Below are 22,220 nucleotides of genomic sequence, written 5' to 3' on the forward strand. Positions count from 1 at the left end.
TTTTTTAAAGGAGCGTTGAAGCGTGAAAACGGGTATTTCGATTTATCTTTCCAGCCCTCTGCAGGATATTGAGCGGACGGTTGAGCGTGGTGCCGCGGCGGGTGCGCGCTATGCGTTCACCTCGCTGCATATTCCCGAGGATGGGGGAGCGGCGTATGCCGATAAGGTCCGTCATGTGCTGTCGCTGCTTTCCGCCCGCGGCATTGCGCTCATTGCCGATGTGGGGCCTCGCACGTGCGATTTGCTCGGGCTTGAGCGCATTGAGGACCTGCGCGATCTGGGGTTGGAATACCTTCGTTTGGACTATGGCTTTAGCGCCCAGCGGGTCGCGGAGCTGTCCGGTGTATTTCGCATTGTGGTCAATGCATCGACGGTGAGTTCTGATGAAATCGCATCGTGGCGTGAAGCCGGCGCCGATGTGACTCGTTTTGCCGCCTGCCACAATTTTTACCCCAAGCCTTATACCGGTTTAGCTCTTGAAGATGTTGCTCGGACGAATCTTCGTCTTGCGGCGCTTGGATTCGAAATCATGGCTTTTGTGCCGGGTGATGCTAACGTTCGCGGGCCGGTATTCGAGGGACTGCCGACAGTCGAGGCGCAGCGCGGTCGCGCGTCAAAGGTTGCTCTCAATATGCTTGAGCTTGCACATGGCGCCGATTGCGACATTGTGTTGGTCGGCGACCCCGATCTTTCCGATGCGGGCTGGGCGCAGTTTGCTCAAGTTTCCGCCGGATACGTGGACCTGCAATGCGAGCTTGAGCCCGGTTATGCCTATGTGCGCGGGCAGATTCATCACGACCGGCCCGACTCGAGTGTCCTCATCTTTAGGTCTCAGGAGTCACGTACGAAGCTTAAGCCGGATTCCGTGCCGACGGATGCCGGAGCCGGCCTGCCGCGAAAGGCGGGGTCGATCGCTGTGAGCAATAGCGGATATGGGCGCTACGAAGGCGAGCTTGAGATTGCGCGGGTCGATCTTCCCGGTGACGAGCGCATGAACGTTGCGGGCCATATCACGCCCGAAGCAATGGAACTGCTGCCGTTCATCAAACGCGGATTCGGGGTACGGTTCGTTTAGCGTGTGACCCGTGGGCTACAATTGGCCCATCATACGAAGGCGCCTCGTGTGGCGTGTGCCTGCGTTGGCCGATCTATATTCGGAGGATTCCCATGACCGTACTGTTTGTTGAATATCCCAAGTGCTCGACCTGTAAGAAGGCCAAGGCATGGCTGGACGAACACGGGGTAGAGTATATCGACCGCGATATCGTTTTGGACAATCCCACGGCTGATGAGCTTGCGACCTGGATTGCTCGTTCGGGACTGCCGGTGCGGCGCTTCTTTAATTCGTCGGGCATGAAATATCGAGAGCTGGGCCTGAAGGCGCGTCTAGATGCGGGCATGACGGATCGGGAGTGCTACGAGCTGCTGGCGACCGACGGCATGCTGGTCAAGCGTCCGCTGTTGGTGGGCGACGACTTTGCGATTCCCGGCTTTAGGGAAGCAGCTTGGACCGAGGCGCTGCTGTAGCGGTTGCGGAAAGTGCGACCCGTTTTGAGCCCTCGGGGTGGGACGTGTTTTCCATCGGAGGGCTCGCTCGGCTCAATCCTTGAGCTGTGCCCATTCGTGCGGACCGTAGACCTTTACGTGCTTGTTGGGCTTGCCGCTCCAGTACTCCTCGTCCATAAAGGGCAGATATGCCTGAACACCGGGGCAGATAAAGGGAATCCGCTGCTGTTGCAGTCGCTCGCGCTGTCGCTGCTCCAGGTGCGCCTCGGATATGACAGTCGGCATACCGGACAGCTCGACGAGGCTTGCCTGGATTCGCTTAAGGTCGGGGAGTCCCGCGTGCCATGACATCCGCATGATCAAAAAGGATGCACGGCGGTATTTTGCCTGCATCACCGTGATGGCGGGGCGCAGGGTGGGATGGATTTTGTCCCGTTCGGGCCAAAGGTCAGCAGTGATCTCGAGGCCCAGGGTCTCCCATAGGTAATCAAGCTCTTCGTCCATGGCGCCTCGATATCCGTGTAATGATGACGGTTTGATTGTGCCATCAGCCGTGAGTGCTGCATTGTTGTAATCTACCAGCGGTAGATGTGGGATGTTTTACGGGCTTTGGCGCCGTACGTGTCGCTGGTGCTTCACAGGTCCTTCACGTGTCGGCCGTATTTGACTGAATTTCAAAAAAGTCAAAATTAGGGCTTGCGTCACGGCGGGACTTCCCGTATATTTCTTTCTTGCGCAAAGGCACAGCCGAGCGCAGCGATGCAGTCATTGGGATGTCGTCTAATGGCAGGACAGCGGATTCTGGTTCCGTCAATGGGGGTTCGACTCCCTCCATCCCAGCCATTGCATTTGCTACATATGGCCCGTTCGTCTAGCGGTTTAGGACGCCGCCCTCTCAAGGCGGAGATCACCAGTTCGAATCTGGTACGGGCTACCAAAATTGAACGCCCGGGCCTCGTAAGAGACCCGGGTTTTGTGTATTGACCGATATTTAAGGCGCGCGTTGAGTCTGCCGCCCGGACCGAGGAGTTGTCATGGACCTGCCTATCAGCTTGGAAGACATCACGTATGCCGAGAACTATCTGGCGCAGGGCGACCTGGCTACGGCGACGCCGCTGCTTGAGCGTCTGGTGGAGCTCGCCGAGGAGTATATCGACGCTGAGTGCAAGACGGAGGAGAAGCGCCAGTACTTTAGCTTCGACAGCAAGTTTGAGCGCCTGGCCTATCGCCGCGTGGAGAAGGATCCGCGCGAGCTGGTGCAGGTCGAGGTTCCCTTTGACCGCCTGTACTCCGACATGGCGTTTGCCTACATTCGCCAGCAGGATTATGTGAGTGCTCGGAATGCCCTGATGCAGGCCGTGCGTTGGGATCCCATGAACTGCAACTATCGCTTGGACTTGGCCGAGCTGTTCCGCGCGCTCGAGGACAAGCAGGAGTGGGCATCGCTCTCGTTCTCGGTGCTGGAGCGCGCGAGCGACGGTAAGTGCGCCGCACGCGCCTACACCAATTTGGGTCAGTACTTCTTGGAGCCCGAGACCGAGAACATTTCGGCTGCCGTGGGCTGCGCGCGTCTGGCGCTGCGCCTGGCGCCCAATGATGCGCATACGACGCGCCTGCTCAACAAGATCCATACCACCTATCCGGATGCCGCGGACGAGAGTGACGACCATGTGATGGGTGAGCTCGCCCTGCAGGGCGTGCCGACCTCGCCTTCGGCCGAGATCGCCATCTGCCTGATCATGTGCGCGACCGATGCTGCAAGCGACGGCGACAAGCAGGAGGCTACGCGTCTGACGGTCCGTGCCCGCGACCTGGTGGGCGAGGAGGCATGCGCGGCGATTATCAAGCTGGTGCGCGAGAGCGATGCCGAGCTTAATGCCGAGCGCAGGGCAAAGCGCGAGGCTGCGGGCTCAAACGCCGATGGCGCCAAGGAGGCCGGCGATGCCCAGTAAGCGCGAGCGCAAGCTCATTTCCAAGAATCGCTCGGCACATCACGAGTACTTTATCGATGAGACGTTTGAGTGCGGTATTGAGCTGAGCGGTACCGAGGTCAAGTCGATTCGCGAGCGCGCGTGCCAGATTACCGATACCTTCGCACTGATTCGTGGCGGTGAGTGCTGGCTCGTCGGCCTGCATATCCACCCTTATAGCCATGGTGGCGTGTGGAACCGCGACCCTGATCGCCGCCGTCGTCTGCTGCTGCACCGCAAGGAGATCGACTTTCTTGACGGCAAACTTCGCAACCGTGGTTATGCGCTGGTTCCGTTGGAGCTCTACTTTAATACCGACGGCCGCGTAAAGTTGCTGCTGGGCCTGGGCCGAGGCAAGAAGCTCTACGACAAGCGCGAGGACATGGCCAAGCGTGATGTCCAACGCGAGATCGACCGCGCCCTCAAGGAGCGCAATCGCTAGGCGTTCTGTATAAGTTGCGGTGGAATACGGACTGTTTTGCCTGTTTGAGGGGCTATTCAGTCCTTATTTCACCGCAACTGCGGGCGTCTCATCTTGCTTATACTGTTTTGACACATATGTCTCAAAGGCGGCGTTCGGTATGGGCGTCGCCTTTTTTGTGGGTACATACATCCATGAGGTTCCAACCCGGGTTAGGGGAGTGATTGTTATGGACAAAACTGCGTTCTTTACCATGCCGAGCGGTCTGTACGTGGTGAGCGCCGCGGCAGACGGGCTGCGCGCCGGCTGCGTCATCAACACTGCGGTGCAGGTGACGTCCATGCCGCCGCGCATTTCGGTTGCCGTGAACAAGGACAACGTCACCTCGGGCGTCATCGCTTCGGCCAAAGCGTTCGCGCTGACCGTGATCGATCAGACCGCCGATATGCTCTACATCGGTAACTTTGGGTTCCGCACTAGCAGCGATTATGACAAGTTTGCCAAATACGAGACCCGCGAGACGGCTCTGGGCATGCCCTATGTGCCCGAGCACGCGGCGGCCCTGTTTAGCTGCCATTTGATCGACACTGTGGATGTTGGCACGCATCTACTGTTTATCGGCGAGGTCGAGGATGCCGAGCGCTTGAGTGACGAGACGCCGCTCACCTACGATTACTACCATAAGGTCCTGAAGGGCAAGACGCCTCCGAAGGCGTCCTCGTATCAAGGCTAGAAATGTTTTAAAAATACTTGCATTATATTATTGAGAATCTATACTGATAAATGAAGTACATCACCAGTCGCGTTTGAGAGGAGAACATCATGGCTGAGGAGAAGAAGACGTATAAGTTCGTGTGCGTCGTTTGCGGTTACGAGGTTGAGGTCGATACGCCCGAGCTGCCCGAGGATTATGTGTGCCCGGTGTGCGGCGTCGGTCCCGATCAGTTTGAGCTCGTCGAGGAGTAGCTCGTCGGCACGCGGCTCACGGCAACACATAGCTCTGTCCAAGGGCCCCGGTCGAATTCTCGGCCGGGGCCCTTTTCCTCCGCCCCTAAGGGATCACGGTTGCTGTTGGCCGATCCTGTCTGTTGTGAGTCCGGCCGACCTTTTGTCTCAATCTGTAACATCTAACGGTGGAAATTGGGTCCACTTGTTACAGATTGAGACAAACGGAGCTGTCCCTCGGAATGATCTCGATCTGTAACATCTAACGGCTCGAAACGGGTCTTCCTGTTACAGATCGAGACGTTTGCCTGGGTAGGTGCCCCGTCCCATTACATCCCTGTCAACAACACGACATCTAGAATCGTCACGATGGCACCGATCCCTACAAGCAGCGCGTTGAGTGGGCGCGAGTTGGCGTATTTGCCCATGACGCGGGGTGAACTGGTGAGCCGTATGAGCACAAAGACCGTAATCGGCAGCTGAAGCGACAACAGTGCCTGACTCCAGATGAGACCTTCAAAAGGATTTGGGACGACCAGGCACGCCGTCACTGCGCCGACGAAACAGGCCGCCACCCCGATCGAGGAATGTCGGTCGTGTATGTCGTATTCCTCGTCGAACATGCCCGCGGTGATGGTGCCCGCCGCCATACCCGCCGTCACACTACTCGATAGTCCCGCGAACAGCAGCGCTACCGCAAAGATGGTCGAGCTCGCCGGGCCCAAGATGGGGGAGAGCGTGGCCGCTGCGACGGCGAGGTCGTCTACGACCATGCCGTGCGCAAAGAAGGTCGTTGCGGCCAGGATGACCATGGCCGAGTTGATTGCCCAGCCCACGCCCATCGAAAAGAGCGTGTCGAAGAGCTCGTAGTGCAGACGTTCTTCGATAACTTGCTCGCCTTGGCCTTCGAAGTGCATGGATTGGATGACCTCGGAGTGCAGAAAAAGGTTGTGTGGCATAACGACCGCACCCAGGACACTCACGATAATCGTTGCCGAGTCGGCAGGCATGCTGGGGATGATCCAGCTTGCGGTTGCTTGCGGCCAGTCGACTTTGACCAGCGCGAGCTCTGCTAAAAACGAGAGTCCCACCACACCCACGAAGGCGATGATCCAGCGTTCGGCGCGCTTGTAGGAGCTCGTCATGAGCATCGCCATCGATACTGCCGCCACGATGACGCAGCCCGCGCGCACGGGCAGCCCAAAGAGCATTTGAAGGGCAATCGCGCCGCCCAGGACTTCGGCCATGGCGGTGGCGATGGTCGCGAGATAGGCACTGGCGAGCACCGTACGCCCGACGAAGCGGGGGAGGTAACGTGTCGTGGCCTCGGCAAGGCAGGCGCCCGTGGCGATACCCAGGTGCGCCGCGTTGTGCTGCAGCACGATGAGCATAATCGTGGACAGCGTGACGATCCACAGCAGCGCGTAGCCAAACTGCGAGCCCGCGGCCATATTGGAGGCCCAGTTGCCCGGGTCGATAAAGCCGACGGTCACGAGCAGCCCGGGGCCGATATGCCGCGCAATGTCTAGGCCTCCGTGACCACCGGTGCGTCGGGAGCCAAAGTGTTGTTTGAGATGGTTGAGCATGGTGCGCTCCTGCGTATGGGCGGCGTGACGTCGCATCTGGGTCGTGCGGCGCCACGCGTCGGATTTGGGTTGGGGCTACTTGTGCGCTTTGCCCTGATTGGCCACGGCGTCGATCTTGGCGGCGATGGTCGCCGGGTCGCCGATGTAGCGCTTGTCGAGGACATTGAAATCGGTATCGAAGGTGTAGACGAGCGGCACGCCGGTGGGGATGTTGACCTTGAGGATCTCCTCGGGCGTGAGGTGCTCGAGCTTCATGACGAGTGAGCGCAGGGAGTTGCCGTGTGCGGCGATGAGTACGCGCTTGCCGGCGAGCATCTGGGGGCGAATCTCGTCTTCGAAATAGGGCCAGGCGCGGGCGATCGTGTCCTTGAGGCATTCGGTATAGGGCAGCTGATCGGGCGCGACATCACGGTATTGCTCCTGGGTGTGGGGATCGCGCGCGTCGTTCGGCTCGAGTGCCGGCGGGCAGATATCGAAGGAGCGGCGCCAGATGAGCACCTGCTCGTCGCCGTGCTCCGCCGCGGCATCGGCCTTGTTGAGACCCTGCAACGCTCCGTAGTGGCGCTCGTTGAGCTTCCAGGATTTGATGACGGGCAGCCACTCGCGATCCATTTGGCCGAGCACGATGTCGAGGGTGTGGATCGCGCGCTTGAGGCGCGAAGTGTAGCAGACGTCAAAGTCGAAACCGGCTTCTTTGAGGGCTCGACCGCCTGCTGCGGCTTCTTCGCGGCCCGTGTCGGTGAGCTCAACATCGGTCCAGCCGGTGAACAGGTTGAGCTTGTTCCACTCGGACTCTCCGTGACGGATGAGGACGAGTTGCATCGTCTGCTGGTCTGCTTGGTGCGCCATAGGGGCCTCCTTGATCTGGCACGGTGTGCGTGCCGTTTGCTTGACGCCGCAAAGGATACCCGTTTTAAGCTTAAAAGTTAACCAAGACTAACAAAATTGTTGTATTTGAATGGGATGGTGAAAGGGGGCTGCCGAAATGTCTCGATCTGTAACAGTTTGCCGCCAAAACCGACCCTTCGTGTTACAGATCGAGACAAACCAAAACCGTCCCGCAGAAAATCTCAATCTGTAACATCTAGGCGCCAAAATCGGTTCCTCCTGTTACAGATTGAGATGTTTGAAGCGGTGAGCTTACAAGCCGAACTTGGGCGCCTTGTTGCCGCCCTTGAGGTCGGCGGTGCCCACTCGTAAGGTGTGCGTTACGCGATTGTTTCGAAACGGGCGGGAAACACAACGATGCCCTGATGCTCCTACTATGCCTATTCAACTGACTGTCTAAATATCTAGGGGAGGATCGCGATGCAGGCAGATTCCGCTCAACAGCAGGGCCTTTATCGCCCCGAATTCGACCACGATGCATGTGGCATCGGCGCACTTGCCGATATCAACGGTGAGCGCCATCACCAGATTCTGGACGACGCGCTGTCCATTCTGGTCAACTTGGAGCACCGCGGCGGCACGGGACTCGAGAAGAACACCGGCGACGGTGCCGGTATCCTGTTCCAGGTTCCGCATCACTTTTTTCGCAAAGAGGCTCAAAAGTGCGGCCAGATTCTGCCGGCAGAGGGCGACTATGGCGTGGCCATGCTGTTCTTTCCGCAGGACGACAAGGGCGTAGAGGATGCCCGTCGCGTGTTTGAGGAGGGCTGCGCCGAGGCCGGCGTGCCGCTGCTCTTTTGGCGCGAGGTGCCCGTCGACCCGCACGACCTGGGCGAGACGGCACGCGCCTGCATGCCCACCATTCTGCAAGCCTTTCTGGGCCGCCCCGACGATACGCCGGCGGGTGACGCCTTCGAGCGCCGCCTGTACGTGTGCCGTCGCACTATCGAGAAGAAGGCCGATGCCGAGTTTGCCCTGCGCGACAAGATCTTCTACGTCTGCTCCATGAGCTCGCGCACTATCGTGTACAAGGGCATGCTCGTCGCCACGCAGATGCGCCGCTTCTTCATCGATCTCAACGACGCCGCTGTCAAGACGGCCGTTGCGCTCGTCCACTCGCGCTACTCCACCAACACCACGCCCAGCTGGGAGCGTGCGCACCCCAACCGTTTTATCATCCACAACGGCGAGATCAACACCCTCAAGGGCAACGTCAACTGGATTCGCGCCCGCGAGCCCAACCTGTACAGCCCCGTGCTGCAGCACGATCTTGAGCGCGTGATGCCCATCATCAACCGCGAGGGTTCCGACTCGGCGATTTTGGACAACGTGCTCGAGTTTTTGGTTATGAACGGTCGCCCGCTTACGCGCGCTGCGTCCATGCTGCTGCCTGAGCCGTGGGACCACAACGACAGTCTGAGCGAGGAGCGCCGCGCCTACGACGCCTACCAGTCCATGCTCATGGAGCCCTGGGACGGCCCGGCGGCCATCGCCTTTACCGACGGTCGCACGCTGGGCGCCGCCCTCGACCGCAACGGCTTGCGCCCCGCCCGCTACTACGTGACGCGCGATGGCCGCTTTATGCTGGCAAGCGAAGTGGGCACCATCGAGGTGCGCCCCGAGAACATCCTGACGAGCGGCTGCCTGGGACCGGGCCAGATGCTCGAGGTCGATTTTGCCCGCGGCCGCGTGATCTACAACGACGAGCTGCGCGCCCGCTATGCCAAGGAGAAGCCCTACCACGACTGGGTTGCCGAGGAGACGCTGGCCGTCGACGCGCTCGATGAGTCCGCCGCGCCCGCGCCCGCCGAGGACGCCGAGGTGCCCGCCGCCGTGCGTATGGCCAAGCTCGGCTACCACTGGGATGACGTCGACGAGGTCGTGCGTCCCATGGCCCAGCAGGGCAAGGCCCCACTCGCCTCGATGGGCATCGACGCACCGCTGGCCTGCCTGTCCAAGAAGACGCGCTCGTTCTTTGACTACTTCTATCAGCTGTTCGCTCAGGTCACGAATCCTCCGATCGATGCCCTGCGTGAGCATATGGTAACTTCGACCACGCTCTACCTGGGCAACCACGGCAACCTGCTTGAGGATTCCCGTACGGCCTGCCAGCTGGTGCGCCTGGAGCGTCCGCTGCTGAGCGAGGAGGAGTTTGACCGCATCTGCGCCATCGACCGCGTGGGCTTTAAGACCCGCCGCTTCCGTGCCGTCTACCGCCGCGATGCCGGCGAGGGCGCGCTGCAGGCTGGGCTCAAGCAGCTTGCCGAGGACGTCGAGGCTGCGGTCCGCGATGGCGTGAACATCGTGGTGCTGAGCGACCGTGCTGCGGCGGGCGAGGTCCCTGTGCCGTCACTGCTCGCCGTGGGATGCGTGCACAACCACCTGATCCGCGCCGGCGTGCGTACCTTTGCCGACATCGTGGTGGAGTGTGGCGACGCCGTGTCCCCGCACGACTTTGCGGCACTGGTGGGCTACTCCGCGAGCGGCATCTATCCGTACAACGCGCATGCGTGCGTCCGTGATCTGGCGGCACGCGGCGATCTGGACGTGACGGCCGAGCAGGGCATCGCCAACTACAACAAGGCTTCGACCGCCGGCATCGTCTCCATCATGTCCAAGATGGGTATTTCCACGGTGCAGAGCTACCATTCGGCGCAGATCTTCGAGGCCGTGGGCTTTACGTCGGAGTTCGTCAACGCGTACTTCGCCGGCACGGTGAGCCGTGTGGGCGGTATGGGTGTCGAGGACGTCGAGCGCGAGCAAAATGAGCGCTACGACGCCGCGCTCGCTATCCTTAAAAGCCCGGCTCCCGATCAGCTGCCCACACTGGGTCTGACCAAGTGGCGCCCGCTCGGCGGCGAGGAACACCTCATCGACCCTCAGACCGTCTACCTACTGCAGACCGCCTGCCGCGAGGACAGCTACGACACCTTTAAGGAGTACAGCGCCCGCCTGCACCGCACCGGCCGTGCCGTGCGCCTGCGCGACTTGCTCGACTTTGATGCCAGCGGCCGTACCCCGGTGGCACTCGACGAGGTCGAGCCCGCGCTCAACATCGTCCGCCGCTTTAACACCGGCGCCATGTCGTACGGCTCCATCAGCAAGGAAGCACACGAGTGCATGGCCATCGCCATGAACCGCCTGCACGGCCGTTCCAACTCCGGCGAGGGCGGCGAGGATCCGCGTCGCGAGACCCCGCTGGCCAACGGTGACTCCAAGAACTCCGCCATCAAGCAGGTGGCAAGCGCGCGCTTTGGCGTGACAAGCCGCTACCTGTGCAGCGCCTTCGAGATTCAGGTCAAGATGGCCCAGGGCGCCAAGCCCGGCGAGGGCGGCCACCTGCCCGGCAAGAAGGTCTACCCCTGGATCGCCGAGGTCCGTCAGTCCACGCCCGGCATCGGCCTGATCTCGCCTCCGCCGCACCACGACATCTACTCCATCGAGGACCTGGCGGAGCTGATCTTTGACCTTAAGAACGCCAACCCCGGCGCGCGCGTGTCGGTCAAGCTGGTCAGCGAGGCCGGCGTCGGCACCATCGCTACCGGCGTAGCCAAGGGTGCCGCCGACAAGATTTTGATCAGCGGCCATAACGGCGGCTCGGGTGCCGCGGCGCGCGATTCCATTTGGCACGCTGGCCTGCCGCTGGAGCTCGGCCTTGCTGAGGCTCAGCAGACGTTGCTGCAAAACGGCCTGCGCTCCCGCGTGGTGCTCGAGGCCGACGGCAAGCTCATGGACGGCACCGACGTCGCCGTCGCCTGCCTGCTGGGTGCCGAGGAGTTTGGCTTTGCGACCATGCCGCTCATCTCCATGGGTTGCCTCATGCAGCGCGACTGCCAACAGGATACCTGCCCCGCCGGCATCGCCACGCAAAACTGCCGCCTGCGTCGCGGCTTCCGCGGCAAACCCGAGCACGTTGAGCACTTTATGCTCTTTGTTGCCGAGCAGCTGCGCGAGGTCATGGCGAGCCTGGGCTTCTGCACCGTCGACGAGATGGTCGGTCATCCCGAGTGCTTGCGCCAGATCGAGGTGCCGGGCAACCGCAAGGCCAACCTGCTCGATTTGTCGCCCGTTCTGGCGAGCGCGACCTGTGAGTTTGGTGCCCACATCCCGGGTGCCGACGGTCGTCACTTCCTGCCGCAGATGGCCGCGGACAGCGAGCTCGACAAGACGCTCGACTCCACGTTGTTTGTGCCTTATACGGCCGATGCCCGTGCGCACCTGCGCCCGATTCGTTTCCATGCCGATATCGCCAACGTTAACCGTTGCGTGGGCACCATCCTGGGCAATGCGGTGACCAAGGCGCATCCCGAGGGCCTGCCCGCCGGCTCCATCACCATCGACTGCGACGGTTCGGCTGGTCAGAGCTTTGGCGCCTTTCTGCCGCGCGGCATTACGCTTAACGTGTGCGGCGATGCCAACGATTACTTTGGCAAGGGTCTTTCGGGCGGCGAGGTGTCGGTACGCCCCAACCCGCATGCGACCTACAAGTTCGACGAGAACATTATCGTGGGCAATGTGGCGTTCTTTGGTGCCACGAGCGGCCGCGGCTTCATTAACGGTCTGGCCGGCCAGCGTTTTGGCGTGCGCAACTCCGGCGCCACCGTGGTGGTCGAGGGCTGCGGCAACCATGGTTGCGAGTACATGACGGGTGGTCTGGCGCTCATCCTGGGCGAGGTCGGGCAGAACTTCGCCGCCGGTATGACGGGCGGCGTGGCCTATGTCTTTGACCAGTACGGCACGCTCGATGCCCGTGTGAACCACGAGAGCGTGGAGCTCAAGGCCCCGACGACCGGCGAGCTGGCGCAGATTCGCGCGCTCATCCAGGAGCACGTGGACGCGACGCAGAGCCCGCGTGGCATTAAGCTGCTCTACAGCTTTGAGACGATGAGCAAGCACTTTGTGAAGGTCATTCCGACCGAGTACGAGCGCGTGCTGGCGATCGTCGCCGCGGCCGAGGCCGTGGGCAAGACGCATGCGCAGGCTGAGGAGCTGGCGTTTGACATCGTGACCGGTCGCGCGAGCGCCGCGGATGTTGCTCGCTTTGATGTCGCGGGCGGTGCTGCGGGCGCTGCGTCCGTGGCTGCCAGCTCTCTTGCTTCGACCAAGAAGGAGGCGTAAGTGCCATGGGTAAGCCCGGCGCTTTTCTTGATATCGATTGCGTGACCCACGAGCTTCGCCCCGTGGAGGAGCGCAGCCATGATTTTGATCCGCTGTACGTGGAACTCGATGACGACGTACGTCGCGCCCAGGCGAGCCGCTGCATGATGTGCGGCGTGGCGTTTTGCCAGATGGGCGCGAGCTTTGGCAAGGCACGCCCGAGCGGCTGCCCGCTGCACAACCTGATTCCCGAGTGGAATGAGCTGGTGTACCGCGGCCGCTGGGAGGAGGCGGCCGAGCGCCTGTCGCTCACCTCGCCCATGCCCGAGTTCACGAGCCGCGTTTGCCCGGCACTGTGTGAGGCCGCGTGCAACCTGGGTTCGGTCGATGGCCAGCCCACGACGATCCATGACAACGAGCGCGCGATCAGCGACCATGAGTGGGCAAATGGCGGTCCGCGTCGCTTTGAGCCGGCGGGGGAGGGCGCGTCCATGGTTGCCGTGGTCGGCTCCGGTCCTGCTGGCCTGGTGGCTGCGTGGGAGCTCGCGCGTCGCGGCGCCCGCGTGACGGTGTTTGAGCGCGACGACCGCCCGGGCGGCCTGCTCATGTACGGCATTCCCAACATGAAGCTCGAGAAGTCTGTGGTCGAGCGTCGCGTGGCACTTATGCGCGAGCTGGGTATTGTGTTCGAGCTGAGTGCCGACGTGAGCGATCCTGCGGTGGCTGCCAAGCTCGACGGCTTCGACGCCGTTGTGGTGGCTGCCGGAGCCCGTGCCCCGCGTGGGCTTTCTGCTGCGAACATTGACGCTCCCGGCGTGGTGTACGCCGTGGACTACCTGACGGCTTCGACCGTCTCGGTGCTCGATGGCGGTGAGCCGGAGATTGATGCGCGCGGTTTGGACGTCGTGGTCATTGGCGGCGGCGATACCGGCAACGACTGCGTGGGTACCGCGGTGCGCCAGGGTGCGCGCAGCGTGCACCAGTTTGAGTTCTTGCCGGCGGCGCCCGATAAGCGTACGGCGAGCAACCCCTGGCCGCAGTGGCCCAATGTGAAGAAGACCGACTATGGCCAGCAGGAGGCCATTGCCGCCATGGGTGGCGAGATGCGCGCCTGGGGCGTGGATACGCTCGAGGTGCTGCTGGACAAGAAGGGTGCGGCTGCGGGTCTGCGCGTGGTCAATCTGGACTGGTCGGCCGGCAAGCCGGAGCGCATCGCGGGCTCCGAGCATGAGGTGCCGGCACAGCTGGTGCTCATCGCCTGTGGCTTTACGGGTCCCGAGCACGGTGTGTTCAACGCTGTTGGCGTGCCCGTTGCCGCAGCTGGTCGTCCGCTGCCGGTGATGGCTGCCGAGGGTTCGCACCTTGCGGCCCGTGTCGACGGTGTCGCCGCGGATGCCGCGCCGGTGTATGTGGCCGGTGATGCCCGCAACGGCAGCTCGCTCGTGGTGAGCGCCATGGCCGATGCCCTGGCCTGCGCAGCCGAAGTCGCCGAGGCACTGGAACTGTAAAGTAGTCACGGAGATATTCAACAATCGAATCGGCAAGGGCTGTCCCTAACTGCCGGCACAAAAGGAACGTCCCTAAGTGCCGACAGTTAGGGACGTTCCTTTTGTGCCGGCATTCGGGGACACTCCTTGCGGATTTGCGAGCAGTTTGCGCGTTTGTCGACGTAAGGATGTTCATTTGTCGACTTCTTGGGCTGTGGTCACCTGTTGTTTCTGTGGTGGCTGCAGGCATCTGGCTCAAAAAGGCGGGTTGGCCGTCTATGTTTGCCTGCGGTTTTGTTGCGGTGCGCATTTTCGGTCAAGCTTTTCGTCAAGTGTTTGGTCAGCATCTGGTTTGCAGCCGGAGGCCTATTTTGCCCGCGCTGGTCGTGGCTGCCCACCCTCCTCGTAAGCTCAAATTGAGGTCCATCAGTTTGAGGAGGATGCCATGACTGACCACGCTTTTGACCGAGCAGAGCTGGCTGAAGCCGTCGGCAACGATATTGCCGACATGGCCCATTTTTGGATGCTGCGGAAGTTCCAGTTTTTGGAGCCGGCGCGCGAACAGTTCGAGATCATTGTCGACCCGTGGCTCAGCTATTGCACCGAGCCTTCGCAAAACGAAATCATGGCCTACAACATGGCGTTTACTGATTGGCTGCTCTTCGAGCGCCCCTATCGCCAAGGCAAAACGCTGCTCGAGCTATATGTTGACGAGCCGCCGGCATCGCTTTCGCCTGCCTCGCTCAAGCGGCTCGAGCAGGTGCGTGATACGCAGTATTTCTCGCGCTTTGGCATTTTGGACAAGAATCCTGCGTCCGGCATGGTCGTGCTGAAGGACACACGCACCGATCATCGCTTTGATGTCTACGACCCGCATATCGTGCGGAAGGAGCATTGGAACGACGGCGCGATTGCGGTGCGCCTCGCCTGCGTCGACGATGTCTGGCTTACGGCGGGACAGCTCTACCTGTATGACATCGCGCGCCTGAACGACACGGCGGTCGATGGGCCTGGTGCGGTGCATCCCGAGGATCTGCAGGACGGCTTTGACACCTCGTGCATCAGCTTCTTCTTGCGTCTGGTCCGCGACATCATGGGCGCCCAGGGGCGGTACGTAAGGTCGCTCAACATCTACGAGCAGGAGTGGGAGTAGGGGATGGGTAGTTGTCGCCTGCCTTGCCTTTTGCCTTTTTGTCTCGATCTGTAACGTTTGGGGGCAAAAAACCGGTCTACCTGTTACAGAACGAGACGAATGCTTGGGCGCCGCTGGTTTGTCTAAATCTGTAACGTTTAGGGGCCTGGAGAACGTCTAACTGTTACAGATCGAGACGTTTGGCACCTGGCTGGGGGGAATGTCTCAATCTGTAACATCTACAGTCCAAAAATCGGTCTTCCTGTTACAGATCAAGACATTTGTCGGCGGGGGCAACGGTGACGATGGTCCATTTGTCCGATGTGGTGGTGATGGAAGTGTCTAATACCGTTTTCAAGCACAAGCATACGACTCGCAACACGTTGGCGCGGAATAGGATGCTCGCGCGACTCACGGAGGCGACCGAGCAAGGTGCGCTGCTCGCAACGCATGACAATGCCGAGCTCATGTGGCTGCGGCGTCATGTTGGAACCGACGATATCGCGGAGCCCGAGCCGTATTTGTTCTGTTTTCAACATGATTGGGATGCGCTGACGCCGGCGGAGCGAGCGCTGCGGTCCATCAAAGGGCTTGCGGAGTTTCATCCCGATTGGGCGTTTTGGGGCTATGACGTGGCGCTTTTGTGGGGTCTGGAGGTGCCGAATGATCTGCTTGGGCCACGATATCTTGTTAAGACAGGTTGCTCGGTGCCGCTGAGTGCAGGATGTCGGCTGTTGCGTCCGCAGATGGCGGGCGCACTCGAGCATGTTGATGGCGTGCGGGTGACGTCGTTTTGGCGCACGGTGGAGGATTGCCTACTGCGTGCGCCGTTCTCCTACGGGTTGGCGATTGCCGATTCTGCACTGCGGGCGAAAGGCGTATCACGTGGGGATTTGTGCGAGCGCCTCCGCGCCGATTGCGAGGGCAGGCGAGGGTATCGCAGGGCACAGGTGATTGCGTCGTATGCGGACGGGCTGTCTGAAAACGGCGGCGAGTCTCGGTTCCGAGCATTCTTTATTGCGTACGGCTTTCCGGTTCCGGAGCTGCAGGTGGAGTTTCGCGACCCGCTCGATCCGAGCCAGGTGTTTCGCGTCGACTATTTTTGGCGGCTCGAGGACGGGACGTGTGTCATCGGCGAGCTCGACGGAAAGGGGAAGTACACCTTGCAGAGCGGCGAGGGTCGGGAGTCGGTTGACCCATTCGTGGCAGAGCGTCAGCGGGAATCTCATCTGACAATGCTCGGGCATAAGGTGCTTCGGTTTACGTTTAACGAACTCAAAGACCCGGGGAAGCTGGTCGAGAAAATGAGGCTGGCGGGTATTCCTCGGCAGGTTGAATTGGCTGAGGAGTGGAGATGCCAGTGGTATGGGCGCTGAGAGGTTTTGTCTCGATCTGTAACGTTTAGAGGCTGTTTGAGCTCGTAATTGTTACAGATCGAGACAAGCCGGTGAAACGTCGACCGAATGTCTCGATCTGTAACATCGAGGGGCCTAATAACCCTGTACCTGTTACAGATCGAGACATTTCCCTGGTGTCGTTGGGGTGGGACTGCAACGTGTTCCGTCTCCCCACATCCCCTCTTCCTTCCGTTAACCGATGCGTCTGCGGCAATCCAGCGGGACTAGGTGATAATGGACAAATGTTCAAGTTAATCGTGAGGGAGGAGCTCGATATGGCATCTGCCGATCGTTCCACGTTGTTTATCAATGCGACCATTCTGGATGGTTCGGAGCATATGGAGCCGCAACCCGATATGGCCGTGACTGTTGAGCGCGGCGTCATCACCTGGATGGGGCCGAGTGCTGTGGCGCAGGCGCCTGCAGGTGCCGAGGTTATCGACCTGGGTGGTGCGTATCTCATGCCCGGTCTCATCAATATGCACGTGCATCTGTGCGGTTCGGGCAAGCCGGTCTCGGCGGGTGATGCGGGCGCGCTGATGAAGAAGCTCGACAATCCCGTGGGCCGCGCCATCGTTCGCCACATCCTCAAAGGCAGCGCCCAGCAGCAGCTGGCAAGCGGCGTGACTACGGTGCGCGGTGCGGGCGACCCGCTGTTTGCCGACATCGCCGTGCGAGATGCTATCGATGCCGGCAAGTATCAGGGTCCGCGTCTGGTAGCGCCGGGAACGGGCGTTACAGTGCCGGGTGGCCACGGCGCGGGCTTGTTCGCCCAGGTGGCCAACAGCCCCGTCGAGGCAGCCGAACAGGTGCGCGACTTGTACGCGCGTGGTGCCGACGTCATCAAGTTGTTCGTGACGGGTGGCGTGTTCGACGCGACCGAAGTTGGCGAGCCGGGCGTGCTGCGCATGCCGATCGATGTTGCCGCGGCGGCGTGCAAGGCGGCGCACGAGGTGGGCCTGCCGGTTATGGCTCATGTCGAGAGCACCGAGGGCGTGAAGGCCGCGCTTGAGGCCGGCGTCGATACGATCGAGCACGGTGCCCCGATGACTCCCGAGATCTTGGAACTGTACCGCGGCGCCGCGGGCACGCAGCTTGAGGGGCGTGCGCCCAGCGTTACCTGCACTATCAGCCCCGCGCTGCCGTTTGTGCTGCTCGATCCGGAGAAGACCCATTCGACCGACACGCAAAAGAAGAACGGCGACATTGTGTGTTCGGGCATCATCGAGAGCGCCCGTGCCGCACTGGAAGCTGGCGTTAAGGTGGGCCTGGGCACGGACTCGAGCTGCCCGTTTGTGACGCAGTACGACATGTGGCGTGAGGTTGCCTTTTTTGCCAAGTACGTGGGCGTGAGCAACGCCTTTGCGCTGCATACGGCTACGCAGATCAATGCCGAGCTGCTGGGGCTGGGCGGCGAGACCGGTACGATCGAGTGCGGCAAGGCTGCCGATATCTTGGTAACGCGCAAGAACCCGCTCGATGATCTGTGCGCACTGCGTGAGCCGACGTACGTGATGTGCCGTGGTGATCTGGTGCGCAAACTCAAGGTGAAGCGTATTCCCGAGGTGGACGCCGAGCTCGACGCGATTATGGCCATGCCTGCCGAAGCGCTGGCTGAGGAGCTCGCCCGCGACGGTGTGGCGTAGATGTGACAAAGGGGCAGCTCCGTTGCCGCATGCAAAAAGCCGAGGTCTCAACACGAGGCCTCGGCTTTTTTATCGAACAAATACTTAAGATTTGGGACAAACAAACCTGATTAATTTGTCCCGCGTGCGGGCGCTAGGAGCGGGTTTCCATCTTGGCGTGGCACTTGGGGCAGGTGACGCGGATCTTGCCTTTGCCCTTGGGGACGGAGAGCATCTGGCCGCAGTTGGGGCACTTGAGGTATGCTGTGGTCTTGCGACCCTTCCACATCTTCTTGGCCGTGCGCTTGGCACGCTCAAAGTCTTCCTTGCTGGTACCGGCCGTGCGCGAGGCGTTGGCAGCCGCGGTGCCGCTACCCAAGCTCGCTACGAACTTGCCCAGGCCGGGGACGTTAGCGGTCGCGGCGACAAAGGCCGCGTTTTCCTTGCGACGTGCATCGATATTTTTGGACAGGCCGCGCAGCACGCCAATCACGATTACGGCGATGGCAATCCAGCTGAGCCACTGGATATGGGCTATCGATCCGATCATCGCGATGACGATGCCGACAAAGCCCATAACGATGGTGAGCTCATCGGCGCCATTGCGGCCCTTCATAAAGTCATTCATGCAAATTGCCTTTCGTTCGATATGCTGCACGCCTTTATACCCGATTTAGAGCAAGGGGGACAGGTCAATCTGCACCAAGGTGGTGCAAACATACCTGTCCCCGATGCACCAAGAAGGTGCAAAGCAGTCCGTCCCCAATGCCCCAATTACTTGGAGAGCTTGTCGACGACGCGTTCGATCTCGGCGAGCTTGGCGGCCTTGAGGTCTTCGTCGCCCGATTCGATTGCCGAAGTCACGCAGCCCTCGATATGCGCCTTGAGCACGTCGGCGTTGATGCGCGCAATGAGCGCCTGCGTTGCCATGAGCTGCGTGGAAATATCGATGCAGTAGCGGTCCTCATCGACCATCCGCAAGATGCCGTCGATCTGGCCGCGTGCCGTCTTGAGCATGCGGGTCACCGATTTGTGGTCTGCCATCATGGCGGGTCCTCGTTTCTGGTCGATGGGGTCGAATGCTTCTGGTAGCTGCTACGCGGCGGTCACGGACAGGGCGTGGAACTTCTCGCCGGCGCCCTCGACGGCGGCAGCGAGCTGCTCGGCGGTCACGGTGTCGGCGCACTCAACCTGGACGGTCTGGGTCTCGTGATCGGCGTCGGCGTCGGTCACGCCGGCAACGTTGAGCAACGCCGTCTCGACGGTGGCGTCGCAGTGGCCGCACATGAGGCCGGAAGTCTTGATTGTGTATCGCATCGGTATTCCTCTCTGTTGTGTCGGCTTTCCCAGGCACCCGACCTTGGCCTTCAAGCCGTCGCTCGCGTACCAAAGTACGCGTCGCTCCTCTTTCAGGTCAATCTCGGGCGCCTGGAAAACCCGTTCTAAATGGACTTAAGGGTGAACCTATTTTGCCACTTTAGGCTTAAAGGTTCGTAGGCGCAGCGCATTGCTTACGACGCACACGCTCGACAGGCTCATGGCCGCGGCGCCGAACATCGGCGAGAGCTGCCAACCGGTGAGGGGGAAGAACACGCCTGCCGCCAGCGGAATGCCGATGCCGTTGTAGAACAGCGCCCAGAACAGGTCCTGCTTGATGTTGCGGATCGTGGCGCGCGAAAGCTCGATGGCGCGCGCAACATCCATGAGGTCGCTGCGCATGAGTACCACGTCGGCGCCCTCCTTGGCGATGTCGGCGCCGGTGCCGATCGCAAGGCCCACGTCGGCGCGCGCCAGGGCGGGGGAGTCGTTGATGCCGTCGCCCACCATGGCGACCTTGCCGCCCGCATCCTGCAGTTCGCGCACGTGGCGTTCCTTGTCGGCGGGGAGGACGTCGGCGATGACCTGTTCGCTGGTGAGTCCCACGCGGCGGGCGATAGCCTCGGCCGTCACGCGGTTGTCGCCGGTGAGCATGCGCACGTCGACGCCGAGCTTGCGGAGCGCGGCGATGGCCCCGGCGCTCGTCTCTTTGACCTCGTCAGCCACGGCGATGGTGCCGACAAGCTCGCCGTTCTTGGCAAAGAACAGCGGTGTTTTGCCCTCGGCGGCAAATTGCTCGGTAAGACCCGCGGGCACGGTAACGCCCAACTCGTTCATCAGGCGTACGTTGCCGGCGGCGATGACATTCTGCCCCTCGCGCGCCGTTACGCCACGACCGGGCACGGCGGCAAAGTCCTCGACCATGCGCGCGACAATTCCGCGTGCCTCGCACTCGGCCATAATCGCCTCGGCCAGCGGGTGCTCGCTCGAGCGCTCCAACGCGGCGGCCAGCTTGAGCAGCGACTTTTCGCTCATGGCGGGCGAGCCGTCGGCGCGCACGGCAACCACAATGTCGGTCACGGCCGGCTTGCCGCGGGTGACGGTGCCGGTCTTATCGAGCACCACGGTGCCCACGTTGCGCAGATTCTCCAGCGCCTCGGCGCTCTTAAACAGAATGCCCATCTCGGCGCCCTTGCCGGTGCCCACCATAATGGCGACGGGCGTGGCCAGGCCGAGTGCGCACGGGCAGCTGATCACCAACACGGCCACGGCGGAGGTGAGCGCCTCGTTTATGCTGCCGGTCAGCGCCATCCATACCGCAAAGGTCACGGCCGAGATCACGAACACCACGGGCACAAACACGCCGGCGACCTTGTCGGCCAGGCGGGCGATGGGCGCCTTGGTGGCGTTGGCGTCCTCGACGAGCTGGATGATTTTGGCAAGCGACGTGTCGGCGCCCACGCGTGTGGCACGGAAGGTAAACGAACCGGTGCGGTTGACGGTGGCGGCGTTGACGGTGTCGCCGGCGGTCTTTTCCACGGGGATGGACTCGCCGGTGAGCGCACTCTCGTCCACGGCCGACGCGCCCTCGAGTACCACGCCGTCGACGGGGATAGACTCGCCGGGGCGCACGCGCAGGACCTGGCCGGGAAGGATACTGTCGACGTCCACCGTGGTCTCGGTGCTGTCATCGGCAACGACGGTCGCGGTCTTGGGCGCCAAGTCGATGAGCGCCTCGATGGCGCCGCCGGTCTTGGACTTGCTGCGCGTCTCGAGGTATTTGCCCACGGTGACGAGCGACAGAATCGTGCCCGCGCTCTCAAAATAGAGGTTGTCCATGCCCGTCATCATGGCCTCGTGCACCTGACCTGCGGCTAGCTGGTCGGCCATGATGAACATGGCGTAGAGCGACCAGGCAATGGAAGCGGTGGCGCCGACGGCGATGAGGGCGTCCATGGTGGGCGCGCCGTGCACGAGCGACTTGAAGCCGTTGATAAAGTACGCGTCGTTGACGTAGACGATGGGGATGAGCAAGACGAGCTCGGTGAGGGCGAGCGTCATGCTGTGGGTGTGGTCGGTGAAGACGCCGGGCAGTGGCCAACCGAGCATGTGCCCCATGCCTATGTAGAACAGCGGGATGAGGAAGACGATTGAGACGATGAGGCGGGTGCGCATGGCAGAGGCGGCGGCCTCCAACTTTTTGGTCGGCGACTCCATATGGGCGGCGCCGGACCTGGCTTGCGTACTGCCGCTTTGGGCGGCGTCGGTGCCCGTGCTGACGGGTGAGGCCGAGTAGCCAGCGCGGTCGACGGCGGTGCAGATATCGTCGGGGGAGACCTGCGCAGGGTCGTAGTCCACCAGCATAGAGCCGGCGAGCAGATTGACCGCGACGCTCTCGACGCCGTCGAGCTTGCTCACGGCGCGGTCTACGTGCGCCTGGCAGGCGGCGCACGTCATGCCACCCACATCGAATTTATCTTGAGCCATGGCTTCTCCTTTCTGTAGTTTAGTGTTGGAATTGTTAACCAACCGATACTATACACCCATACCCCCTGGGGGTGTCTAGTAATAGTTGGAATGTATGACTTTTCATTACAGATGAGGGCGGCTGCTCAATCGTTGGCAGTCCCTGCCAAACATCTCAATCTGTAACATCTAGCAGGGAAAATGACCTCTAATTGTTATAGATCGAGATTTTGTTTTGCGAGGTTTGAGTTTGTCTCGATCTATAACAGCTGGACCGGTTTTTGCTGAGTATCTGTTACAGATTGAGACAATTGGCCCAGGTCCGCCCCGGGTTGATTTTCAATCTCAACGCAACAGCCTGAACGGGTCCCGCGTTTCCGCAG

General features: G+C 61.3%; 18 protein-coding genes and 2 tRNA genes. 13 read left to right on the forward strand and 7 right to left on the reverse strand.

The features are described 5' to 3' along the window. The first annotated feature begins 22 nt into the window (after positions 1 to 22). Positions 23 to 1,075 carry a MupG family TIM beta-alpha barrel fold protein gene (locus DWV32_RS08610; RefSeq protein ID WP_117757889.1) on the forward strand — a complete coding sequence of 351 codons (1,053 nt, stop codon included), beginning with the start codon at positions 23 to 25 and terminating at the stop codon, positions 1,073 to 1,075. Positions 1,076 to 1,167: 92 nt separating this feature from the next. Then, positions 1,168 to 1,527, forward strand: coding sequence for an arsenate reductase family protein (locus DWV32_RS08615; RefSeq protein ID WP_117583016.1), 360 nt, complete (start codon positions 1,168 to 1,170; stop codon positions 1,525 to 1,527). A gap of 72 nt (positions 1,528 to 1,599) precedes the next feature. Here the strand turns inward: DWV32_RS08615 and DWV32_RS08620 are convergent, their stop codons facing one another. After that, the gene (locus DWV32_RS08620; protein ID WP_117629499.1) at positions 1,600 to 2,010 is read right to left on the reverse strand and encodes a hypothetical protein; all 411 of its coding nucleotides are present in this window, start codon (positions 2,008 to 2,010) and stop codon (positions 1,600 to 1,602) included. A 265-nt stretch (positions 2,011 to 2,275) separates the two neighbouring features. Here DWV32_RS08620 and DWV32_RS08625 point away from each other — a divergent pair. From DWV32_RS08625 to DWV32_RS08650, 6 genes are all read left to right on the forward strand, one after another. Next, a tRNA-Gln gene (locus DWV32_RS08625) sits at positions 2,276 to 2,349 on the forward strand. A 17-nt stretch (positions 2,350 to 2,366) separates the two neighbouring features. Further along, positions 2,367 to 2,443, forward strand: a tRNA-Glu gene (locus DWV32_RS08630). 97 nt (positions 2,444 to 2,540) lie between these two features. Next, complete coding sequence (locus tag DWV32_RS08635; RefSeq protein WP_117564212.1) at positions 2,541 to 3,458, forward strand: hypothetical protein; 918 nt, start codon at positions 2,541 to 2,543, stop codon at positions 3,456 to 3,458. After that, positions 3,448 to 3,918: an SsrA-binding protein SmpB gene (gene smpB / locus DWV32_RS08640; RefSeq protein ID WP_006235325.1), complete on the forward strand. Its 471-nt coding sequence runs from the start codon at positions 3,448 to 3,450 to the stop codon at positions 3,916 to 3,918. Before DWV32_RS08635 ends, smpB begins: the two co-directional genes overlap by 11 nt. A gap of 208 nt (positions 3,919 to 4,126) precedes the next feature. After that, positions 4,127 to 4,630 carry a flavin reductase family protein gene (locus DWV32_RS08645; RefSeq protein WP_055251877.1) on the forward strand — a complete coding sequence of 168 codons (504 nt, stop codon included), beginning with the start codon at positions 4,127 to 4,129 and terminating at the stop codon, positions 4,628 to 4,630. An 89-nt stretch (positions 4,631 to 4,719) separates the two neighbouring features. Beyond that, positions 4,720 to 4,863, forward strand: coding sequence for a rubredoxin-like domain-containing protein (locus DWV32_RS08650; RefSeq protein ID WP_055251878.1), 144 nt, complete (start codon positions 4,720 to 4,722; stop codon positions 4,861 to 4,863). A gap of 308 nt (positions 4,864 to 5,171) precedes the next feature. On the opposite strand, the gene DWV32_RS08655 is transcribed toward DWV32_RS08650, so the two are convergent. After that, positions 5,172 to 6,428, reverse strand: coding sequence for an Nramp family divalent metal transporter (locus DWV32_RS08655; RefSeq protein ID WP_117757890.1), 1,257 nt, complete (start codon positions 6,426 to 6,428; stop codon positions 5,172 to 5,174). A 75-nt stretch (positions 6,429 to 6,503) separates the two neighbouring features. Beyond that, entirely contained in the window at positions 6,504 to 7,250 is a 747-nt protein-coding gene (gpmA, locus tag DWV32_RS08660; protein WP_187361852.1) for a 2,3-diphosphoglycerate-dependent phosphoglycerate mutase, read from the reverse strand. Positions 7,251 to 7,736: 486 nt separating this feature from the next. Here gpmA and gltB point away from each other — a divergent pair, with 486 nt between their 5' ends. The 5 genes from gltB to DWV32_RS08685 all read left to right on the forward strand — a co-directional run bounded on the left by gltB (position 7,737) and on the right by DWV32_RS08685 (position 18,075). Further along, positions 7,737 to 12,434 carry a glutamate synthase large subunit gene (gene gltB, locus DWV32_RS08665; protein ID WP_117757892.1) on the forward strand — a complete coding sequence of 1,566 codons (4,698 nt, stop codon included), beginning with the start codon at positions 7,737 to 7,739 and terminating at the stop codon, positions 12,432 to 12,434. Positions 12,435 to 12,439: 5 nt separating this feature from the next. Then, positions 12,440 to 13,921: a glutamate synthase subunit beta gene (locus tag DWV32_RS08670; RefSeq protein ID WP_117757893.1), complete on the forward strand. Its 1,482-nt coding sequence runs from the start codon at positions 12,440 to 12,442 to the stop codon at positions 13,919 to 13,921. Positions 13,922 to 14,345: 424 nt separating this feature from the next. Then, entirely contained in the window at positions 14,346 to 15,053 is a 708-nt protein-coding gene (locus DWV32_RS08675; RefSeq protein WP_117757894.1) for a hypothetical protein, read from the forward strand. 293 nt (positions 15,054 to 15,346) lie between these two features. After that, complete coding sequence (locus tag DWV32_RS08680; protein WP_147346224.1) at positions 15,347 to 16,408, forward strand: hypothetical protein; 1,062 nt, start codon at positions 15,347 to 15,349, stop codon at positions 16,406 to 16,408. A 296-nt stretch (positions 16,409 to 16,704) separates the two neighbouring features. After that, positions 16,705 to 18,075, forward strand: a complete 1,371-nt coding sequence (locus DWV32_RS08685) for an amidohydrolase family protein (protein WP_233540444.1) — start codon at positions 16,705 to 16,707, stop codon at positions 18,073 to 18,075. Positions 18,076 to 18,208: 133 nt separating this feature from the next. Here DWV32_RS08685 and DWV32_RS08690 read toward each other — a convergent pair whose 3' ends face one another. The 4 genes from DWV32_RS08690 to DWV32_RS08705 form a co-directional block, all read right to left on the reverse strand. Beyond that, positions 18,209 to 18,682, reverse strand: a complete 474-nt coding sequence (locus DWV32_RS08690) for a hypothetical protein (RefSeq protein WP_117655756.1) — start codon at positions 18,680 to 18,682, stop codon at positions 18,209 to 18,211. 146 nt (positions 18,683 to 18,828) lie between these two features. Continuing rightward, on the reverse strand, positions 18,829 to 19,098 hold the full coding sequence (locus tag DWV32_RS08695; RefSeq protein ID WP_233540445.1) for a metal-sensing transcriptional repressor: 270 nt from the start codon (positions 19,096 to 19,098) through the stop codon (positions 18,829 to 18,831). Between the two features lie 51 nt (positions 19,099 to 19,149). Continuing rightward, complete coding sequence (locus DWV32_RS08700) at positions 19,150 to 19,371, reverse strand: heavy-metal-associated domain-containing protein (RefSeq protein WP_006235338.1); 222 nt, start codon at positions 19,369 to 19,371, stop codon at positions 19,150 to 19,152. Positions 19,372 to 19,518: 147 nt separating this feature from the next. Then, entirely contained in the window at positions 19,519 to 21,858 is a 2,340-nt protein-coding gene (locus DWV32_RS08705; RefSeq protein ID WP_117757898.1) for a cation-translocating P-type ATPase, read from the reverse strand. Positions 21,859 to 22,220 lie beyond the last annotated feature (362 nt).

This window comes from Collinsella sp. AF04-24 (genome assembly GCF_003465685.1).
Taxonomy (GTDB): Bacteria; Actinomycetota; Coriobacteriia; order Coriobacteriales; family Coriobacteriaceae; genus Collinsella; species Collinsella aerofaciens_AP.

Excerpts from the sequence above, each read along its gene's own strand:
- DWV32_RS08615 (WP_117583016.1), top strand. The coding sequence starts at position 1,168 with ATGACCGTACTGTTTGTTGAATATCCCAAGTGCTCGACCTGTAAGAAG.
- DWV32_RS08620 (WP_117629499.1), bottom strand. The coding sequence starts at position 2,010 with ATGGACGAAGAGCTTGATTACCTATGGGAGACCCTGGGCCTCGAGATC.
- DWV32_RS08635 (WP_117564212.1), top strand. The coding sequence starts at position 2,541 with ATGGACCTGCCTATCAGCTTGGAAGACATCACGTATGCCGAGAACTAT.
- smpB (WP_006235325.1), top strand. The coding sequence starts at position 3,448 with ATGCCCAGTAAGCGCGAGCGCAAGCTCATTTCCAAGAATCGCTCGGCA.
- DWV32_RS08645 (WP_055251877.1), top strand. The coding sequence starts at position 4,127 with ATGGACAAAACTGCGTTCTTTACCATGCCGAGCGGTCTGTACGTGGTG.
- DWV32_RS08650 (WP_055251878.1), top strand. The coding sequence starts at position 4,720 with ATGGCTGAGGAGAAGAAGACGTATAAGTTCGTGTGCGTCGTTTGCGGT.
- DWV32_RS08655 (WP_117757890.1), bottom strand. The coding sequence starts at position 6,428 with ATGCTCAACCATCTCAAACAACACTTTGGCTCCCGACGCACCGGTGGT.
- gpmA (WP_187361852.1), bottom strand. The coding sequence starts at position 7,250 with ATGCAACTCGTCCTCATCCGTCACGGAGAGTCCGAGTGGAACAAGCTC.
- gltB (WP_117757892.1), top strand. The coding sequence starts at position 7,737 with ATGCAGGCAGATTCCGCTCAACAGCAGGGCCTTTATCGCCCCGAATTC.
- DWV32_RS08670 (WP_117757893.1), top strand. The coding sequence starts at position 12,440 with ATGGGTAAGCCCGGCGCTTTTCTTGATATCGATTGCGTGACCCACGAG.
- DWV32_RS08675 (WP_117757894.1), top strand. The coding sequence starts at position 14,346 with ATGACTGACCACGCTTTTGACCGAGCAGAGCTGGCTGAAGCCGTCGGC.
- DWV32_RS08685 (WP_233540444.1), top strand. The coding sequence starts at position 16,705 with ATGGCATCTGCCGATCGTTCCACGTTGTTTATCAATGCGACCATTCTG.
- DWV32_RS08690 (WP_117655756.1), bottom strand. The coding sequence starts at position 18,682 with ATGAATGACTTTATGAAGGGCCGCAATGGCGCCGATGAGCTCACCATC.
- DWV32_RS08695 (WP_233540445.1), bottom strand. The coding sequence starts at position 19,098 with ATGGCAGACCACAAATCGGTGACCCGCATGCTCAAGACGGCACGCGGC.
- DWV32_RS08700 (WP_006235338.1), bottom strand. The coding sequence starts at position 19,371 with ATGCGATACACAATCAAGACTTCCGGCCTCATGTGCGGCCACTGCGAC.
- DWV32_RS08705 (WP_117757898.1), bottom strand. The coding sequence starts at position 21,858 with ATGGCTCAAGATAAATTCGATGTGGGTGGCATGACGTGCGCCGCCTGC.